Annotated in this window: 17 protein-coding genes and 1 riboswitch; of the genes, 4 read left to right on the forward strand and 13 right to left on the reverse strand. The window is 59.5% G+C overall.

Annotated features, from left to right (window positions below; genetic code table 11):
* The first annotated feature begins 34 nt into the window (after positions 1 to 34).
* The 4 genes from J5Y17_RS09870 to J5Y17_RS09885 are packed head-to-tail and all read left to right on the forward strand — an operon-like array spanning position 35 to position 4,772.
* Positions 35 to 1,282, forward strand: coding sequence for a carbohydrate ABC transporter permease (locus tag J5Y17_RS09870; protein WP_219785072.1), 1,248 nt, complete (start codon positions 35 to 37; stop codon positions 1,280 to 1,282).
* Entirely contained in the window at positions 1,279 to 2,490 is a 1,212-nt protein-coding gene (locus J5Y17_RS09875; protein WP_219785073.1) for an ABC transporter permease subunit, read from the forward strand. The genes J5Y17_RS09870 and J5Y17_RS09875 overlap by 4 nt, the downstream gene beginning before the upstream one ends.
* Positions 2,487 to 3,758 carry a hypothetical protein gene (locus J5Y17_RS09880; protein ID WP_219785074.1) on the forward strand — a complete coding sequence of 424 codons (1,272 nt, stop codon included), beginning with the start codon at positions 2,487 to 2,489 and terminating at the stop codon, positions 3,756 to 3,758. Before J5Y17_RS09875 ends, J5Y17_RS09880 begins: the two co-directional genes overlap by 4 nt.
* A gap of 3 nt (positions 3,759 to 3,761) precedes the next feature.
* The gene (locus J5Y17_RS09885) at positions 3,762 to 4,772 is read left to right on the forward strand and encodes an ABC transporter ATP-binding protein (RefSeq protein WP_219785075.1); all 1,011 of its coding nucleotides are present in this window, start codon (positions 3,762 to 3,764) and stop codon (positions 4,770 to 4,772) included.
* Between the two features lie 70 nt (positions 4,773 to 4,842).
* Here J5Y17_RS09885 and nrdF read toward each other — a convergent pair whose 3' ends face one another.
* From nrdF to J5Y17_RS09950, 13 genes are all read right to left on the reverse strand, one after another.
* Positions 4,843 to 5,814, reverse strand: coding sequence for a class 1b ribonucleoside-diphosphate reductase subunit beta (nrdF, locus tag J5Y17_RS09890; RefSeq protein WP_219785076.1), 972 nt, complete (start codon positions 5,812 to 5,814; stop codon positions 4,843 to 4,845).
* 14 nt (positions 5,815 to 5,828) lie between these two features.
* The gene (gene nrdE / locus J5Y17_RS09895; protein ID WP_219785077.1) at positions 5,829 to 7,967 is read right to left on the reverse strand and encodes a class 1b ribonucleoside-diphosphate reductase subunit alpha; all 2,139 of its coding nucleotides are present in this window, start codon (positions 7,965 to 7,967) and stop codon (positions 5,829 to 5,831) included.
* Positions 7,949 to 8,431 (reverse strand): class Ib ribonucleoside-diphosphate reductase assembly flavoprotein NrdI, encoded by a 483-nt coding sequence (gene nrdI, locus J5Y17_RS09900; protein ID WP_219785078.1) that lies wholly within the window; start codon positions 8,429 to 8,431, stop codon positions 7,949 to 7,951. Before nrdI ends, nrdE begins: the two co-directional genes overlap by 19 nt.
* A gap of 9 nt (positions 8,432 to 8,440) precedes the next feature.
* Positions 8,441 to 8,683 (reverse strand): glutaredoxin-like protein NrdH, encoded by a 243-nt coding sequence (gene nrdH / locus J5Y17_RS09905; RefSeq protein WP_219785079.1) that lies wholly within the window; start codon positions 8,681 to 8,683, stop codon positions 8,441 to 8,443.
* A 66-nt stretch (positions 8,684 to 8,749) separates the two neighbouring features.
* Positions 8,750 to 8,954, reverse strand: a riboswitch (cobalamin riboswitch).
* Positions 8,955 to 9,017: 63 nt separating this feature from the next.
* Complete coding sequence (locus tag J5Y17_RS09910; RefSeq protein ID WP_219785080.1) at positions 9,018 to 9,575, reverse strand: membrane integrity-associated transporter subunit PqiC; 558 nt, start codon at positions 9,573 to 9,575, stop codon at positions 9,018 to 9,020.
* A gap of 5 nt (positions 9,576 to 9,580) precedes the next feature.
* Positions 9,581 to 11,707 (reverse strand): MlaD family protein, encoded by a 2,127-nt coding sequence (locus J5Y17_RS09915; protein ID WP_255572001.1) that lies wholly within the window; start codon positions 11,705 to 11,707, stop codon positions 9,581 to 9,583.
* Entirely contained in the window at positions 11,691 to 12,329 is a 639-nt protein-coding gene (locus J5Y17_RS09920) for a paraquat-inducible protein A (RefSeq protein WP_219785081.1), read from the reverse strand. The genes J5Y17_RS09915 and J5Y17_RS09920 overlap by 17 nt, the downstream gene beginning before the upstream one ends.
* Complete coding sequence (locus J5Y17_RS09925; protein WP_219785082.1) at positions 12,296 to 12,943, reverse strand: paraquat-inducible protein A; 648 nt, start codon at positions 12,941 to 12,943, stop codon at positions 12,296 to 12,298. The genes J5Y17_RS09920 and J5Y17_RS09925 overlap by 34 nt, the downstream gene beginning before the upstream one ends.
* Positions 12,944 to 13,034: 91 nt before the next feature.
* Positions 13,035 to 13,931 carry a LysR substrate-binding domain-containing protein gene (locus J5Y17_RS09930; RefSeq protein WP_219785083.1) on the reverse strand — a complete coding sequence of 299 codons (897 nt, stop codon included), beginning with the start codon at positions 13,929 to 13,931 and terminating at the stop codon, positions 13,035 to 13,037.
* A 21-nt stretch (positions 13,932 to 13,952) separates the two neighbouring features.
* Positions 13,953 to 14,801, reverse strand: a complete 849-nt coding sequence (locus J5Y17_RS09935; RefSeq protein WP_219785084.1) for an alpha/beta fold hydrolase — start codon at positions 14,799 to 14,801, stop codon at positions 13,953 to 13,955.
* Positions 14,798 to 15,187 carry a hypothetical protein gene (locus J5Y17_RS09940; RefSeq protein WP_219785085.1) on the reverse strand — a complete coding sequence of 130 codons (390 nt, stop codon included), beginning with the start codon at positions 15,185 to 15,187 and terminating at the stop codon, positions 14,798 to 14,800. The genes J5Y17_RS09935 and J5Y17_RS09940 overlap by 4 nt, the downstream gene beginning before the upstream one ends.
* Positions 15,188 to 15,196: 9 nt before the next feature.
* Positions 15,197 to 16,375 (reverse strand): muconate/chloromuconate family cycloisomerase, encoded by a 1,179-nt coding sequence (locus J5Y17_RS09945; protein WP_219785086.1) that lies wholly within the window; start codon positions 16,373 to 16,375, stop codon positions 15,197 to 15,199.
* A 93-nt stretch (positions 16,376 to 16,468) separates the two neighbouring features.
* Positions 16,469 to 17,338: a dioxygenase gene (locus tag J5Y17_RS09950; protein ID WP_219785087.1), complete on the reverse strand. Its 870-nt coding sequence runs from the start codon at positions 17,336 to 17,338 to the stop codon at positions 16,469 to 16,471.
* Positions 17,339 to 17,583: the final 245 nt, after the last annotated feature.

Raw genomic sequence — 17,583 nt, forward strand, 5'->3', positions numbered from 1 at the left:
CCCCCTCTCTTTCAGAACAGACAGGGAGTTTTCCATGTCGGACATCGGACCTCCGCGCGGGGCCGGGCCTTTGGCCCGTTCCGAAGCGCGCCTCGCTTGGGGGCTTTTGACCCCTACGATTTTAGCCGTTTCACTGGTCGTAATTCTGCCGCTTCTGGCGATCTTCTGGATTTCCGTGAAACCCGTCTCACTGTCGGATTTGCGGGCACCGGAAACGGTTGTGCGCGAAGACCTGCGTGGGCGCCCTGCGGCACCGGGCGACGAGGCGACGCTCCGATACCGGCTGCGCAACTCGTCTCCGAGTTCCGAAATCACTGGCGTGACCTTGGAAGACAGCTGGCCCGAGGGTCTCGCGCTCGCGGGTGAGTTGGACCCGCGTTGTCAGATCGCCGAGGGGATTTTGTCCTGTGATCTGGGCGATTGGGAGGGCGGCTATCGTGAGACGCTGAATATCCCTGTCGTGACCGAGCAGGCGTGGTTCGATACGGATGGCGATGTCGAGGACACGCCGGTTGAAGTCGATGGCAAAGCCTCTTTCGTGCTCACCAATGGTGAATTTACATTGAAGAATTTTGTGTCCGTATTTGACGGCGGCGAGTTCTTTAACGTCCTTGGAGTAACCCTATTTTACACGGTCTTCGGCACGGTGGGGGCGCTGGTCATGGGGCTTTTCGCCTCCATGTTGCTCAATCACTCCTTCAAGGGCCAAGGCATTCTGCGCGGGCTTTACCTTTTTCCCTATGTGGCGCCGGTGATTGCGGTGGCCTTCGCATGGATTTTGCTCTTCGATCCCTTCTCCGGCTCCGCCAACGCGCTTTTGGTGCAGATGGGGGTGACGGATCAGGCGATCAACTTCTTTGGCGAGCGGCCTTTGGCATTGATCATGGTGACGCTTTTCGAGATCTGGCGCTATTTCCCGCTGTCTTTCTTGTTCATCCTCGCCCGGATGCAGTCGATCTCGACCGATATGTATGAGGCGGCCGACATGGATGGTGCCTCGCCGTTCCAGCAATTCTGGTATCTCAGCATGCCGCAGCTTTTGGGTATTTTGTCGGTGCTCTTCCTGTTGCGCTTCATTTGGACGTTCAACAAATTCGACGACATTTTCCTTTTGACTGGCGGCAACGCGGGAACGCGAGTTTTGACCGTGAATGTCTATGAACAGGCCTTTGCAGTGTCGAACATCGGCGCGGGCGCTGCGGTGGCCGTGGTGATATTCGCCTGTCTGCTTTTGTTCTCCGTGTTCTTCTTCAAATTCATGTCGAAGGAGGAAGGGCTATGAAGCACCTCCGTTTTGGATATCTCACCGGCCCCGCCTTGGGCGTTTTGTGGACCTTCGTCATCGCGGTGACCGTCGCCGTGGCGATGAGTTTCGCCACCGGCGAGGCGTTCCGGCCCTCTCTGACATGGTCTGTTATCTTTGGGATTCCCACTGGATTGGCGCTTGTCTGGGGCGGGACGACTTTGGTCGCCTCTGCCGTGCTCTCCGTGGTCTATTTTATTGCCCTGTCGCTTGGGATCGGTCCGGTTTTGACTGGCAACGTGTCCTCTGTGGCGCGCGTCGCGGCGGCTGTGTTCATGGGCATCGGCATCGGTTGGCCTCTCAAGGTCTTCGTCGAGGAATTGACCATGGGCGCGCTGACGCGCCATGAGTTCGAGGAAGCGGTGATCCGCACGCTCAAGGGGTTTGGCTATATCTTCTTCACCGCCATCGTGGTCATTCCGTTCTATGTGATGGTGATGACCAGCCTGAAAAATCAGGCGCAACTGATGCAGAACCCCTTGGATTTCTCCATTGATCTGTCACAGGGCTGGGGTCTGTTCCGGTCCTATGTCGAACTGATCACGGAGTTCAATTTCGGCTCCTATATGTGGACGTCGTTCTACATTTCTGTGCTGACCGTGTTCATCACGCTGTTGTTCGCGATCCCCGGCGCTTATGCCGTCGCGCGGCTGAGGTTCCGAGGGCAGGCGGCGTTTTCGCGGTCTATCCTCTTGATCTACATGGTGCCGATGATCGTTCTGGCGCTGCCGATCTACATCGCCTTTTCGATGATGGGACTGCGCAATTCGATCACCGGCATCGTCATGATCTACCCGGTGACAACGATCCCTGTGGCTTTGTATATGCTGCAAGGCTACTTCCGCGGCCTGCCCGCAGAAATCGAGGAGGCGGGGTTGATGGACGGGCTCTCGCGGCTACAGGTGATCTTGAAGATTACCCTACCGCTCAGCTTGCCCGCGCTCGCCTCCGTGTCGCTTTACGTTTTCATGATCGCATGGAACGAGTTCCTCTTGGCCTTCATGCTCTTGGATGATCCGTCGAAATTCACCCTGACGCGCGGCATCGCCTCGCTCAACTCGTCGGAAATTCCACGGCAACACCTCATGGCTGGTTCGGTGATCGCCACCGTGCCGATCATGGCGCTGTTCTTGGGGCTGGAAAAATTCATGACCAAGGGCCTGACGGCGGGGAGTGTGAAAGGATGACGTTTCAAAACCCCATCGACCAAGCCGCCCGCGATGTCCTCTTGGGCAATGATCGCGGCGGCTATACCATCCCGACCGCACGGCTTTATCCCTATCAGTGGAACTGGGACAGCATGTTCTCGGCCTGGGGCTATGCCACATTCGACTTGGCGCGGGCTTGGCAGGAGGTGCATCTGCTGTTCGCCTCGCAATGGGACACCGGCATGGTGCCGCATATCATTTTCCACAAGGTCGACCCGGATTACTTTCCGGGGCCGAAGGTCTGGGGCGCGACCCATGAGCCGCCGACCTCGGGCATTTCGCAGCCGCCTGTGGCCGCGACGCTCATTCGGAAAATCTACGAGAAGAACCCTGAGGCGGGGCTGTCGCATGTCAAAACCCTCTATCCGAAACTGGTCGCTTGGCACGATTGGTGGATCAGGGAGCGCTGCAAAGACGGGCCTGTTGCGATCATCCATCCGTGGGAGAGCGGGCGGGACAATTGTCCGGATTGGGACCTCGGCATGGAGGCCATCGCGATCAACGAGGATGACCCCTATTTGCGCCGCGACACCACCCACGTGAAGGTGGAGGAGCGCCCGCAGAAATGGGATTACGACCGCTATCTGGCGATCCTGGCCTTTGGCCGTTCCGTGAATTGGGACGACCGCGAGATGGTCGAAAACGGGCCCTTCCTCATGGCCGATCCTGGGATCACTTTTGTGCTCCTGCGGGCGTTTTCCGATCTCATCGCTTTGGGCCGCATCTTGAGTGAGGACGTTACCACATTGCAGGCGCAAGAGGCGCAGCTTCGCGAGGGGCTCGACAAGATGTGGAACGCCGAAAAGGGCTGGTTCGATGCTTATGACATGCGGACCGGCAAGTTCGCGAATGTCTTGGGGTCGGGCGCGTTTCTGTCCTATCTCGCGGGCGTCTCGCGCCCGGCCTTGGACGCCCATTTCGCGCGGATTTGGGATAAGGTCACTTACGGCATCCCCTCCGCCGACCCGGACAGTGAACGGTTCGAGCCACGGCGCTATTGGCGTGGGCCGACATGGCCGGTGGTCAATTCGCTCATCGCCATGGGGCTCAAGGACATGGGCCGCACAGAGGCCGAAGCACGACTGCGCGACGAGACCGCCCGGCTGATCGAGGGCGGTGGCTTTTGGGAATATTACGATCCGATGGATGGCACGCCCTGCGGCGGGGCCTCCTTTGGCTGGACGGCTGCCGTCTGGCTCACTTGGTGCGGTCTGAACCGCACTCCGGTAACGGCAGAGAAGGAGTAAGCTATGTCGAGCATTGAGCTACAGGCCGTCGAGAAATGGTTCGGCGATGTGCAGGTGATCAAGGGCGTCGATCTGAAGATCGACGAGGGCGAATTCATCATTTTCGTGGGGCCGTCCGGGTGCGGTAAATCTACGCTTTTGCGGATGATCGCGGGCCTCGAAGAGACCTCACGCGGCAAGATTTTCGTGGGTGAGCGTGACGCCACCGCCGAACCACCGTCGAAGCGGGGACTGGCGATGGTGTTCCAAAGCTACGCGCTCTACCCGCATATGTCGGTGCGCGACAATGTGGGCTTTGCGCTCAAAGCCGCCGGTGAGCCGAAGGATGTGATCAAGCAAAAGGTCGACGAGGCCGCGCGGGTTTTGAAGCTCGATGACTACCTCGATCGCCGTCCGAAAGACCTTTCTGGGGGGCAACGGCAACGTGTCGCCATTGGCCGCTCCATCGTGCGCGATCCGACGGCGTTTCTCTTTGACGAACCGCTCTCGAATTTGGACGCTGCGCTGCGGGTCGAGATGCGCTACGAGCTTGCGAAACTGCACCGCTCGCTGAAATCCACGATGATCTATGTGACCCACGATCAGGTCGAGGCGATGACGCTCGCCGACCGTATCGTTGTGTTGGAAGCGGGCAAGATTGCACAGGTCGGCACACCGAAAGAGCTTTACGAACGCCCCGGCAACCTCTTCGTGGCGCAGTTCATTGGCTCGCCCAAGATGAACGTCATTCCGGCGACCTCATTGGGTCTGGGCGACAAGGGTAAGGACTTGGGCATTCGCCCGGAACATATCGCCATCGTTGCCCCCGGCGAGGGCGATCTCGATGGCACGGTGGATGTGGTCGAATACTTGGGCGCCGACACCTACATCATCGTTGATGCAGAGAATGGCGCGGGTCAGATGACCATTCGTGATCTGGGCGATGCGCCGCATCAGCCGGGTGAAAAGGTCGGGCTGAAATTCGGTGAGGGCCGCACGCATCTGTTTGACGAGGCTGGTCTGGCGATCCGCTAAGAGGATACATAACAAATGAAAAACGGCAGGCTGTTGTGGCCTGCCGTTTTTGTGTCTGCGATGCCCGAGATCAGAAATCCCAGTCTTCGTCCTCGGTCGCGACCGCCTTGCCGATCACGTAGCTGGAGCCAGACCCGGAGAAGAAGTCGTGGTTCTCGCTGTCGGGGCTCAGCGCGGCGAGAATGGCGGCGTTCACCTCGGAAACCTCCGGCGGGAACAGCGCCTCGAAGCCAAGGTTTTGCAGCGCCTTGTTGGCGTTGTAATGCAGGAAGGTTTTGACGTCCTCGGTCAGGCCGATCTCGTCATAAAGCTCTTCGGTATATTGGTTTTCGATCTCATAAAGCTCGAACAACAGGCTATAGGCATAGTCCTTGAGCGCCTGTTGCTCGGCCTCCGGCAGCTTCTCCATGCCGCGCTGGAATTTATAGCCGATGTAATAGCCATGCACCGCCTCGTCGCGGATGATCAGCCGGATGAGGTCGGCGGTGTTCGTCAGCTTCGCGCGCGACGACCAATACATCGGCAGGTAGAAGCCCGAATAGAACAGGAAGCTTTCGAGGAACACGGAGGCGATCTTGCGTTTCAGCGGATCGTTTCCGGGTGCGTAGGTCTCCAAAATGGCCCGCGCCTTGGCTTGCAGATGCGGGTTCTCTTCGGACCAGCGGAAGGCCTCGTCCACCTCTTTCGTCGAGCATAGCGTCGAGAAGATCGAGGAATAGGATCGCGCGTGCACCGCTTCCATGAAGGCGACGTTGGTCAGAACGGCCTCTTCATGCGGCGTCACCGCATCGGGCATCAGAGACGGCGCGCCGACGGTGTTCTGGATCGTGTCCAACAGCGTGAGGCCGGTAAACACTCGGATCGTCAGGGTTTTCTCGAAATCCTTGAGCGTCGCCCAGCTCGGAATGTCGTTCGACAGTGGCACTTTCTCCGGCAGCCAGAAGTTTACCGTCAGACGGTTCCAGACCTCGAGGTCCTTGTCGTCTTCCAAGCGGTTCCAGTTGATGGCGCGCGGGATGCGCAGATCGGTCATATCTTTCATAGTCTTGGCTCCCCTTACAGCGTGCAGGACACGCAGCCTTGCACCTCGGTGCCCTCAAGGGCGGCCTGACGCAAGCGGATGTAATAGATGGTCTTGATGCCTTTTTTCCACGCGTAAATCTGCGCTTTGTTGATGTCGCGCGTGGTGGCCTCTGCCGGGAAGAACAGCGTCAGGGACAGGCCCTGATCGACGTGTTCCGTGGCGGCCGCATAGGTGTCGATCAGGGCTTCCGGCCCGATCTCATAGGCATCGCGGTAGTATTCGAGGTTTTCGTTGTTCATGAAGGCGGCCGGGTAATAGACGCGACCGATCTTGCCCTCTTTACGAATCTCAACTTTCGACACAATCGGATGGATCGAAGAGGTCGAATTGTTGATATAGGAGATAGACCCCGTCGGCGGCACGGCTTGAAGGTTGCGGTTGTAGAGCCCGTCCTTCATCACCGCTTCTTTGAGGTTCGCCCAGTCTTCGCGGGTCGGCAGGTCCATGCCTTCGAAGAGCGCTTTTACGGTGTCGCTTTCCGGCAACCAATCGCGGTCGGTGTATTTGTCGAAGAAGCTGCCATTGGCGTAATCACTGTCGGCAAAGCCTTTGAAGCTCTCACCATGTTCGCGCGCCAAAGCGTTGCTCTCGCGGATCGCGTGATAGGCGACAGCGGCGAAATAGACGGAGGTGAATTCGACGCCTTCGGGGCTGCCGTAATGGATGTGCTCGCGGGCCAAAAAGCCGTGCAGGTTCATCTGGCCGAGGCCGATGGCATGGCTTTCGTCATTGCCGCGACGGATCGACGGCACAGAGTCAATCGCGGACATTTCCGACACGGCGGTCAGGGCACGCACTGCGGTGCCGACGCTCTGGCCCAGATCCTTGCCATCCATGGTTTTCGCGATGTTGAGCGAGCCGAGGTTGCACGAAATATCGGTGCCGAGGTGGCTGTAGGACAGGTCGTCGTTGAACTCAGAGGCCTCGTTGACCTGCAAAATCTCGGAACAGAGGTTCGACATATTGATCCGGCCCGCGATCGGATTCATCCGGTTCACGGTGTCTTCGAACATGATGTAGGGATAGCCGCTCTCGAACTGAATCTCTGCAATGGTCTGGAAGAAGGCCCGCGCGTTGATCTTTTTCTTGTGGATGCGTTTGTCGTCCACCATCTCCTCGTATTTCTCGGTCACTGAGATTTCAGAGAAGGGCACGCCGTAAACCTTTTCCACGTCATGCGGGGAGAAGAGATACATATCGGCGTTTTTCTTGGCGAGTTCAAAGGTGATGTCGGGGATTACCACGCCGAGAGACAGCGTCTTGATGCGGATTTTCTCGTCGGCGTTTTCGCGTTTGGTGTCCAAAAATCGCATGATGTCCGGGTGGTGCGCGTTCAGGTAAACGGCACCGGCACCCTGACGTGCACCCAACTGGTTGGCGTAGGAAAAGCTGTCTTCGAGGAGCTTCATCACCGGAATGACGCCCGAAGACTGGTTCTCGATGCCTTTGATCGGCGCGCCATGTTCACGGATGTTGGTCAGCAAAAGCGCCACACCGCCACCGCGTTTCGACAGTTGCAGCGCGGAGTTGATGCCGCGACCGATGCTTTCCATGTTGTCTTCGAGACGCAAAAGGAAGCAGGAGATCAGCTCGCCACGGGATTTCTTGCCGGCGTTCAGGAACGTGGGCGTCGCGGGCTGGAACCGACCGGACAGCATTTCGTCCATGAAGGACAAAGCCAGCGCTTCGTCGCCGCGCGCCAGAGCCAGCGCGGTCATCACCACGCGGTCCTCGTAGCGCTCAAGAAACCGCTGTCCGTCGCGGGTTTTCAGCGTGTAAGACGTGTAATATTTGAAAGCGCCCAAGAAGGTCGGGAAGCGGAATTTCTTGGCATAGGCCTCGTCCCAGATCTTGCGCATGAAGTTCTTGGAATATTGGTCCAGAACCTCCGCCTCGTAATACCCTTCCTCGACGAGATAGCCGAGTTTCTCGTCGAGCGAGTGAAAGAACACGGTGTTCTGGTTCACATGCTGCAGGAAATACTGACGTGCCGCCATGCGGTCGGCTTCAAAGCGGATATGCCCGTTCTCGTCGTAGAGATTGAGCATCGCGTTGAGCGCGTGATAATCCGTGGTGCCGTTTAGGCCGCTCTTCAAGCCATCGTCGAGCATGGCGCATCCCCCATTTGTGCGAGGCCGAGGTTCCGGCCCATTTTTTCCAATCCGGCGCGAACCCGCGCGATGTCGTTGTCAAATCCCGCCAGCTCGAATTTGTACAAGAGCGGGACATTGCATTTCCGGGCGATCACATCGCCCGCGCTGGCAAACAAAGTGCCGAAATTTCGATTTCCGGCCCCGATAACGCCACGCAGCAGTGCGCGGGTGTCGGGATCGTTCAAGAGGCGGATCACCTGTTTCGGAACCGCGCCGCGCCCCTCGCCATCCGCATAGGTCGGACAGATCAGGACGAAAGGCCGGTCAATCACCGGCCTTGTGTCTTTTGGAGAGATCGGAATGCGTTTCGCCGGAAGGCCAAGCCTATCAATGAACCGCACCGTATTGCCCGAGCTCGAGGAGTAATAGACGATATCCGGAAAGCAGCTTGGCAGCGCCGGTTCTGGACACACGTCTGACATCGGATCAACTCAGGACAGGCGTGCGATCATGTCGGGGCGGAAGCCGGACCAGTGATCGTCACCGGCGACGACAACAGGCGCCTGACGGTAGCCGAGGCCGGTCACATGGGACATGGCGTCGTCGTCTTGGGTCAGGTCGATCACATCGTAGCTGATGCCTTTGGCGTCAAGTGCGCGCGTCGTGGCGGTGCATTGCACACAGGCGGGTTTGGAATAGACGATGATGGTGTCGGTTGCGGTTTCAACGGTCATTGCTCTCTGTCCTCTGTCTTAGTGCCGAGGACAGCGGAAAACCCCGCGCCCCCGAACCCTCCGTTCGTGGTTCTGTTCCGCTTTGGCAGGTCTCCTGACTTCGCGGATCATGGCTTGACTGGCCTTCCCAGGAACCCTTTCAAAGGGCGGCCCCAGTGGCGTTTTCAGCCTCGCTCACCGCTTACAGTTACGGGGGTAGCGCCGGATTTTCACCGATCTTCCCTCTTAGCCACCAACGCGAGTCGATGGAACCGAAGCAACATCATATAGCTTCCTGAGGTGGTCTGGTGTCAATATATAGATAGCGCTTGACAGGGAATTAATCGGGGACAAATCACCGACGCAGCTCTTGGGTGATCTCTTGTGCCAAATTTTGCAGCGCTTGGCCCGAGGCGCGGGCGATGCCTGCCGGGCTGGCATCCGGCATCGGCACCGTGATGTCGAACCGTCTGATCCGTTCTCGCACAACATGGTCATAAGAGGAAATCGCAAACTGGCCTTTCAGGTCAAATTGTCCGGATGTGCGCGCCACCATATCGGAGACCTGCACATGCACGGCGGCCTGCGCAGGCGTTTCAAGCGGCCAGGGTTCGGCCGCGACAGTGGCAGACCCGCCACGCGAAATGGCTTCCGCCAGACGTAGGGTCACGGCGCGGCGTGGCTCGTCTGCCCATAGCGCGTTGTCCAAGGGCGTCAATGCACCATCCGCGCCCTCGATCAAAATCTGCGACTCTTCGGCATAAGCGGGCAGGGAGACCTCGCGGATCTCCAGCGTCGCCACCTGCATCTGCACCTGCGCGGTCTCGGCGGGCGCGCTGTCGATCAAATAGCGCGGTTCGGTGCCGCCACAGGCGGTGAGGGCCAGAAAAGCGAGGGGAAGAAAACGAACCATAGTGATCACCGTCCAAACAAGAGGGAATTGGGATTGCGCTCGATGGCGCGGGCGAGTTTGCTGAGCGCTTCTGCTGCGGCGCGCACTTCGCGCAGCGATGAAATTGTCTCGCGGTTGAAGCTGGATTGCGCGCCGTACTCGGACAGGGTGCGCTCCGCCTCGGCCACAAGCGCCTCGATCCGCCGCGACAACTCCGGCAGGTTCGCCGTTGCATCCTCGACCGCCGAGGCCGCTTCGCGCGCAGACGCCAGCGTCGCATTGGTGTTCTCGATCAATCCGCCCTCGCGCAGTTCTGCCAAAGCCTCTCGGGCCTCATCCAGAGCGCCAGTCAGGCTGGCCGGAAGGGCGCGCATGTCCGGCGTGTCGATCAGGCGATCCGCCCCCTCGAGAAACGCGGAAGCGGCGGCCAAGAATTGTTCAACCTCAAGCGCATTGGCTTTTTGGGTAAGTGCCTGCAAATCCTCAATCAGAGCGGGCAGGGCTTCTGTCGCTGTGTCGATATTGGCCGCGACATCCGTGACAGAGGTTGCGGCCTCCTCGGCGGCATCAAGGGCTGCGACAAGGCGGTTCACCGCATCGGCTTGGCGCAACTGTTCGGCCACGGCACGCAGTTCCGAGACGGCGGTGTTCAATTCTGCAGGCAACGCTTGGGTCTCCGGGCTTCCGATTAAACCGCGAGCGTCATCCAGAAGCGCGACAAAGGCGTCGGGCGCAGCGCGCAGGTTTTCGTCACCCGCAAGGCTTTCCACAGCTGCCAATGTCGCGATGGTCTGATCCAAAAGCTCTTCAACCGGCAGATCGTTCACGCGTTGCAACAACCCTTCGGCGGTGGCGCCCACGTCCGGCAGGTCGGAGGCCACAGAAGGCAAAAGTGGCGCGGTTTCCGCGAAAATGCCCAAAGTGTCTGGTGCGGCGTCGGGCAGTTCTACCAGTTCGACTACGAGGGAGCGGCTAAAAATACTCTGCGTCGCCAAACGCGCCCGCAGACCGTTTTTGACCGCATTAGAGAAAAAGGCGATCACCTCGGCTGCGGGGGCGTCGGCCTTGAGGCCCAAACGCTGCGGATCGATCGAGATCACCGAGCGCAATACGACCTCTTGCGTGTCGTTGCGTTCTTCGATGAAGGCGCCAAGGAAGGACACGGTCCCGATTTTTACGCCCTTGTAGACCACCGAGGAGCCTGCGGTCAGGCCGCTGACGGATTCGTCGAACTCGACGGTCAAATCGACCGGGTTCTCGATGTCCTCGCGGAACACACTGGCACGCGCGCTGTCTTCGTCGTCATACAGGTCGAAAATCTGGCCGGTGCGGACCGGTTCGCTGCCGGAGACCACCGTGTCAAAGGCGATGCCGCCACGCAGGAGGCTGGCGATGGAGCCAACGGAAAGGTTTAGCCCGCTAGGGCCGATGTTGACGGAAAAGCCGGAGACCTGCCAAAACCGAGTCGCGTTCGTCAGGCGGAGGTCATAGGGCGCGTTGATGAACGCATCTACGATGACTCCCTCGCCGCCATCCATCAGGCGCGGGGTTTCGATTTTGCCGACCTCGATGCCTTGGTGAAAGATCGGGGCACCGGGGATGAGCTGAGTGCCGGATTCGGTGCGGAGCGTCACTTTCGTGCCGCGCATTCCGGGCAGGATCAGGGGCGTCTCCTCAAGGCCCGTGAACCGCGTCGCTTTCGCTTCGGGCGCAGGATCAAAGGCGGCTTGGATGTAGGCACCCGAAAGCACGGTGGAGAGGCCGGTGATGCCGCTCGCGGAAACCTCGGGCTGAACGATCCAAAACCGCGCATCTTCGGGCAGCGACGCGGCGACCGTGCGGTCGATCCGCGCGCCAACGACGACAGAGGCCAGATCGGGGGCAAAGGTCACATCCTCGACGATACCGATTTCGACGTCGCGATAGCGCAGGGTGGTTTCGTCTGCGGTGATGCCGGCTGCGTTCTCAAACAGAATCTCGATCCGCTGCCCGCGCTCCGCCCAGCTTTGCCAAGCGATGAACAGCGTCACCACGAGGGCCGCGAAGGGCACGAGCCAGACATAAGAGAGATTGCGCCAAAAGCTGCGTTTGGGGGGCGAGATCACCATATCGGACGGGCCGTTTGGCGGGGTGTTTTCAGTCTCTTGGCTCATTCTCACTCGCATCCCAAATCAGGCGTTCATCAAAACTCAGCGCCGCAATCATCGTAAAGGCCACGGACAGTGCAAAGCTGACCGCGGCAATCCCCGGCGTGATCGTCGCGGCAAAATCCAGCCTTACCAGAGAGGAGAGGATGGCGACAACAAACACGTCGATCATCGACCATCGCCCGATGAATTCAACCACTTCGAACAGAATATGACGGCGATGCGCGGACATTTTCACGCGGCGGGTCACGGTCAGAGCGAGAAAGCCGATGGCGATGAACTTGGCCACAGGAATGACGATGGAGGCGACAAAGACGATCACAGCCACCCCGTAGGAACCATGATTCATCAACTCTATCACGCCGCCCAGAATGGTGTTTTCCGTGGTGTGGCCAAGGCTCGCGGTGGAGAGCATCGGGTAAAGATTGGCGGGGATATAGACAACGAGCCCGGCGATGAGCCAGGCCCAGACCTTTTGCAGATCGGAAATGGCGCGTCGGTGCAGAGCAGCCCCACAGCGCGTGCACTCCACCACACCGGGCAGATGCACCTTGCCGCATTGCGTGCAGCCGACAAGACCCGCGTCGCGCGCGGTCAGGATGGGCGACGGGCTTCCAGCGTTTTCCAAACGGTCACTCTGCTCATAAAATTGTCTTTCAATACGGTCACGATCACGAGGGCCACGAAGGCCCAAAACGCAGGCCCCAAAGAGACATGCGCCAGCCCCGCCACTTTCACCAATGCGACGGCGACGCCAACGATGAACACCTCCGCCATGGCCCAAGGACGCAGGGTTTCGGCCAGTCGAAAGGCCCCTGACGCATGACGTGCAGGGTGCCATCCAAAGGCCATTGGTCCCAAGACATATAGGAGGGCAAGAAACCGTGTCACGGGGAGGATGACGATCAGTGCAGCCATAGCGATGGTCAGAGGCGCCGTCAGTCCGGTGGCAAAGGCCATCACCGTGTCCAATAGGGAACTGCGCCGCACCATGCCCGCAGCCCCCAGTTCCAGAAACGGAAAGAACACGGCGGCGATCATCAGAATCAGGGCGGCCAGCGCCAGCATGATGATCCGGGTCATTGCCAAGGGACGCGGCGCCTCAATCACCGTATGACAACGCGGACAGGTGGCGGTGTCCCCCATCGCCACATCCCGGTCGACGAGCAAGGCATCGCAGGCCGGGCAGGCGATCATCCTGTCGGGGTCGATGTCACGGGAGAGGGGCGCGGGCGCAGACATGAGGGGATGTTACCCGCAATGCGGTGCGACGAAAAGCGGGGAGGTGAACATGCCCGATTTCAGAGACCGTGAGAGGTTCATGTGTCTCGGATCAGGATGCCCGTCGGGTAAACTTTTGCAGCAGGGAAAAGAAATTCATGACCTGCGGCTTGCGATTGTCGAGGCGGGCGTGTGCGGTCAGGCGCGTGCCGGGGTTGTGGCCTTCGTAGGGGCGATAGGTGACGCCGGAGCGCGGCGAGTGCGACACGCTCTCGGGCACCACGGCCAGACCGACGCCTACCGCGACGAGAGAGATCGCGGTCTGATAGTCCTGCGCGAAGATCTGATCTTTGGGGGAAAATCCTTCCTCGGCGCAGGTACGGAGAATGAAGTCCGCAAAAGACGGGCGCGGGCGGCGCGGGTAGAGCACAAAGGTCTCGTCTTTTAGCATGCTCAGCCGAACGGGTTTGGGGCTACGGGCATGGGCGGAGCCGTCGGGCAGGGCCAGTATGAGAGGTTCTGAAAAAAGCTCGGTGGAGCGTAGATCTTCTGCGCTTGCCAGATGCGGGCGGGCCACGGCGATGTCGATGTCGCGTTGGATCAATGCACGTTCTAGCTCGGCGTTGTTCATCGAGGAGAGCGAAAGATCGACGTCCGGATAATGAGAGCGGTAGGATTTGATCAGAGTCGGTAGCGGGCCGTGGGTCGCGGAGCCGACAAAGGCAATTCTGAGCCGCCCGGCGCCGCCTTGGCCGATCAGGGTGGCCTCGCGGTAAGCGCTGTCGAGATTGGCGAGGATGTTGCGGGCGCGATCCAAAAGCACTTCGCCCGCTTCGGTCAGGCGCACCTGATTGCGGCTGCGATCAAAGAGTTTGACGCCCAGCTGATCCTCGAGTGCCGCCACCTGGCGCGACAGCGGCGGCTGCGCCATTCCGAGGCGTGTCGCGGCGCGGCCGAAGTGAAGTTCTTCGGCCACGGCGATAAAGTATTTCAGACGTTTGAATTCCAAGAGAGGCCCTCTAAGGCCACCTTATCCCATTTTCGCGAGGGCTTCGACGAAATGCGGGCGGAAGGTGGCGGGGTTTTCGCTCATCGGAAAATGCCCGATCCCCTCCATCACGGCAAGGGTCGCGCCGGGGATCTGATCCGCCGTGCGTTTGGCATCCTCTGGTGTGCAGGTCATGTCGTAGGTGCCGACCATGATGTGCACGGGTTTCTCTGAGGTGTCGATGCCGCCCAGTTTGCCAACGAGACTGTCGTCTTTGGTGTAGAAATTCAGATCACCGCGGAACACGCCGGGACCCGATTGCATGAACATCCACTGGGTGTTCCAGCGCTCGGCCTTCGGACCCTGTGGCGCGATATTGGCGGACACCAGAGCGGCGCCCATTTCGCCACCATGCGCATCGGGGCGGTGGAACCAGTCGATGTCATACCAGGCCGGTTGGAAATCCGAAGCCTCGATGGCGATGAACCCTTTGAACGGTTCCGGATTGTTGAGCGCCAGTTGCAGTGCAATGCGCCCGCCCATGGAGCAGCCCGCGTAGATCGGGTTTTCCAGCGCCAACGCTTCGACCAGTTTCAACACGGTCTCGACATAGACCTCGGTGGTCAAAAGATATTCCTCTTCCTCGAACCCCTCGGGCGGCAGGCTTTTGCCATGCCACGGCATGTCAGGCGCGATGAAGCGGTAATTGGCGGTCAGCTCCGCATCGTTCATGATGTGGCGCCACTGGCGGCTGTCGGCGCCGGCGGTGTGAAAACAGATCACCGGCTGGCCTTGGCCCGCCTCTTCGACAAAAACGCGGTAGCTGCGGCCTTGGACCTCGATGGTCACATAGCGGCCGATGATCGGTTCATATGCAGGTTGCGCGCTCATGCTGCGGCCTCCTCTGGGCGACCAAGCGCCATGAATTCTTTGAAGAAACGCAGGTTTTTCACCAGCACGAGAATGTCGCCTTCGATCCGTCCACGCCCGGTTTTGACAAAGCCGAAGATGTCATGAAACGACGGCTCAGGGATCGGCTGCCAGAATTTGTCGAGTGCCTCGGCGTCGGTGCGGATCGCAAACCGCCACGGAGTCTGGCGGCTCGGCCCTTCGGTCACGCGCTCCAGGTCTCCACGGTGAAAGGCGAGGTAATATTCGTTGCCGTCGATCTCGATCAGGACGGTTTCGGAAAACAGCGCACCGAGCCGCTTCAGATGCGGTTTCTCGGCCAGTTTCCGGCCCATGTCCTCAAAGCGGACACGCAGATCATGTGTCATGTTTGGTCCTCAGTCTTTGCGGGCGTATTTTTCGATCAGGTCGAGATCGGGCGTCACGCCCAGCCCCGGACCTTCCGGCAAATGCACCTCGAAATTCTCGTATTTAAGCGCGTTGCGGCAGAGATCTTCGATCAGGATTTTCGGCCCGAAATGCTCGGTGCCCCATTCGAGTGCCGGCAAGGTGGCAAAGGCATGCAAATGCGCCGCCGCTCCGACCGAGCTTTCCAAAAGACAGCCCCCGTAGAGCTGTACGCCCGCCGCCTGTGCGATGCCCGCGACTTGTTTGAGTTGATGCACGCCGCCGTGTTTGCAGAGTTTCAGCGACAGGACGGAGCCAGCGGCGCGGGCGCAGCCGTCGATGGCCTCTTCCAGCGTGAAGACGCCTTCATCCATCATGATCGGGATCGGAGAGCGCTCGGAAATCCGCGCCATGGCGGCCATTTGACCGGCGGGCAGGGGTTGCTCCACCAGGCTCACGCCAAGGTCGGCGAGGCGCGGCAGGTAGCGGATGAAATCGGCCTCGGACCAGCCTTGGTTCACATCGGCGATGATGTCCGTGCCCGTCGGAAGAGCCTTTTGCAGCGCCGCCAAACGGTCCAGATCGGTTTGCGGATCGGCAAAGCCCAGCTTGATCTTGAAGCGGTTGAACCAACCCTTTTCGATCATGCCCTGCGCCTCTTCGACCTCTTGGGCCGCGTCACCAGAGGCGAGCGCCCAGATTGCAGAAAAGGACGTGCGCCGCGCGCCACCAAGAAGCACATGTGCGGGCACGCCAAGGGTTTTGCCGGTGGCATCCAAAAGCGCGGTGTCGAGCGCGGATTTCGCGGCGTAATTGCGTTTGCAGGCCTTGGCCATGTCACCGGCGGCGGCTTCCAGCAAGCAGGCCGGTTTGCCAATCAGCGCAGGTGCCAGATAGGTGTCGATGTTGGCCTTGATCGCCTCGACGCTTTCCTCGGCCCAGCGCGGACCGCCGAGCGTGGAGGCCTCGCCAAAGCCCTCGACACCGTTTTCGAGCGTGACGCGGACAAAGACATAGCCCTGATAGCTGATGGAGGTGTTCGACAGCTTGTGTTTGCGTCGGGTCGGGGCCTCGATGATCCAGGAGGTGACGGCGCGAATGCGCGTCGCCTCCATCAGGTCTCCCTGGGGGTGGCCGGTGAGCGGTTGTGCGGTGAGGGGCGTGTTCATGGCAATTCCCAGAAGTTCAATTGGGGGAACGGCACGGGGAAGCGTGCCGTTCCTGAGGAGGAAGGGCCGAAGCCCGTCCAAAGGTGTATCGGGTCACTCGGCAGCGACGCTTTCGACAAGCGCGTTGTCGCGGATCACGAAATTGAATGTCATGACCAGATCGGTGTCGGCGCCCTCTGGGGCTTTGACCATCTCGCCAATCAGATCCTCTTTCACGGCGAACACACTGTCGTTGTCGAGATACTCGGTCGTGCTGTCGTAGATCTGCGAAATCAGGGTTTTGTAGCCATCCTTCATGATCATGAAGTGCACGTGACCGGGACGCATCGGGTGGTGGCCCATGTATTTCAAAAGTTCACCGGCCGCACCGTCATAGGGGATCGGGTAGGGCACCGGACGAATGGCGACGAATTCATATTCGCCGTTCTCGTCGGTGAGGAAGCGGCCCCGCAGGTTGAAGTCCGGCTGATCCGGGTCCTGCTGTTCGTAGAGGCCATTGGGGGCATCTTCCCAGACGTCCATGGTTACGCCCGGCACCGGGTTGCCGTCGGTGTCGCGGATCGTGCCGGAGACGCGGACGGTTTCTTGGCCTTCGAAATCCTTCTGGATGATCGAGGCACCTTTCGGCAGAACCGGCGGGTTCTCGCGGTAGAACGGCCCGAGCACGGTCGAGATGGTCTCGTTGTGCGTCGGTTTCTTGTCGAGCATATCGGCCAGAACTTCGACGCCGATAATGTCGGAAATCAGGATGAATTCGTTGCGCGCGTCGCTGGAAATCTCTCCGGCGCGGCGCATCCATTCCATGGCTCCCAGCCATTCGTCATAGGTCAGATTGACCTCTTTCATGAACTCATGAACATGCTTGAGCGCTGCTTTCATGATTTCCATGTTGCGTGCAGGAATGTCCGTATCCATCGAGTTGATAACGGCGTCGGTGATGTTGTCGATCGTGATGTTTCGCATGGTGCTCCTCCCGTCAATAAATCTGGCGCGTAATCTGTCCCTGCGCCGCCATATTCTCAATGCCTCGCTGGATATGCGCTGATACCTGATTGGTATCGTCGTGTCCGGTGTTGAATCTCTTTGGGTAAGGCGCGTGCCGCAAACTGGCGAAAAAACTGCAGGCGGGTTTTAGGCGAAAGTGTTGGCTCCAAGCGCCACGACATGCGAAATCGCAGCGCTTTAGCAAGCGCTGTGCAGGTCACTAT

The organism is Celeribacter sp. PS-C1 (assembly GCF_019429625.1).
In the GTDB taxonomy this organism is placed as follows: Bacteria; Pseudomonadota; Alphaproteobacteria; order Rhodobacterales; family Rhodobacteraceae; genus Celeribacter.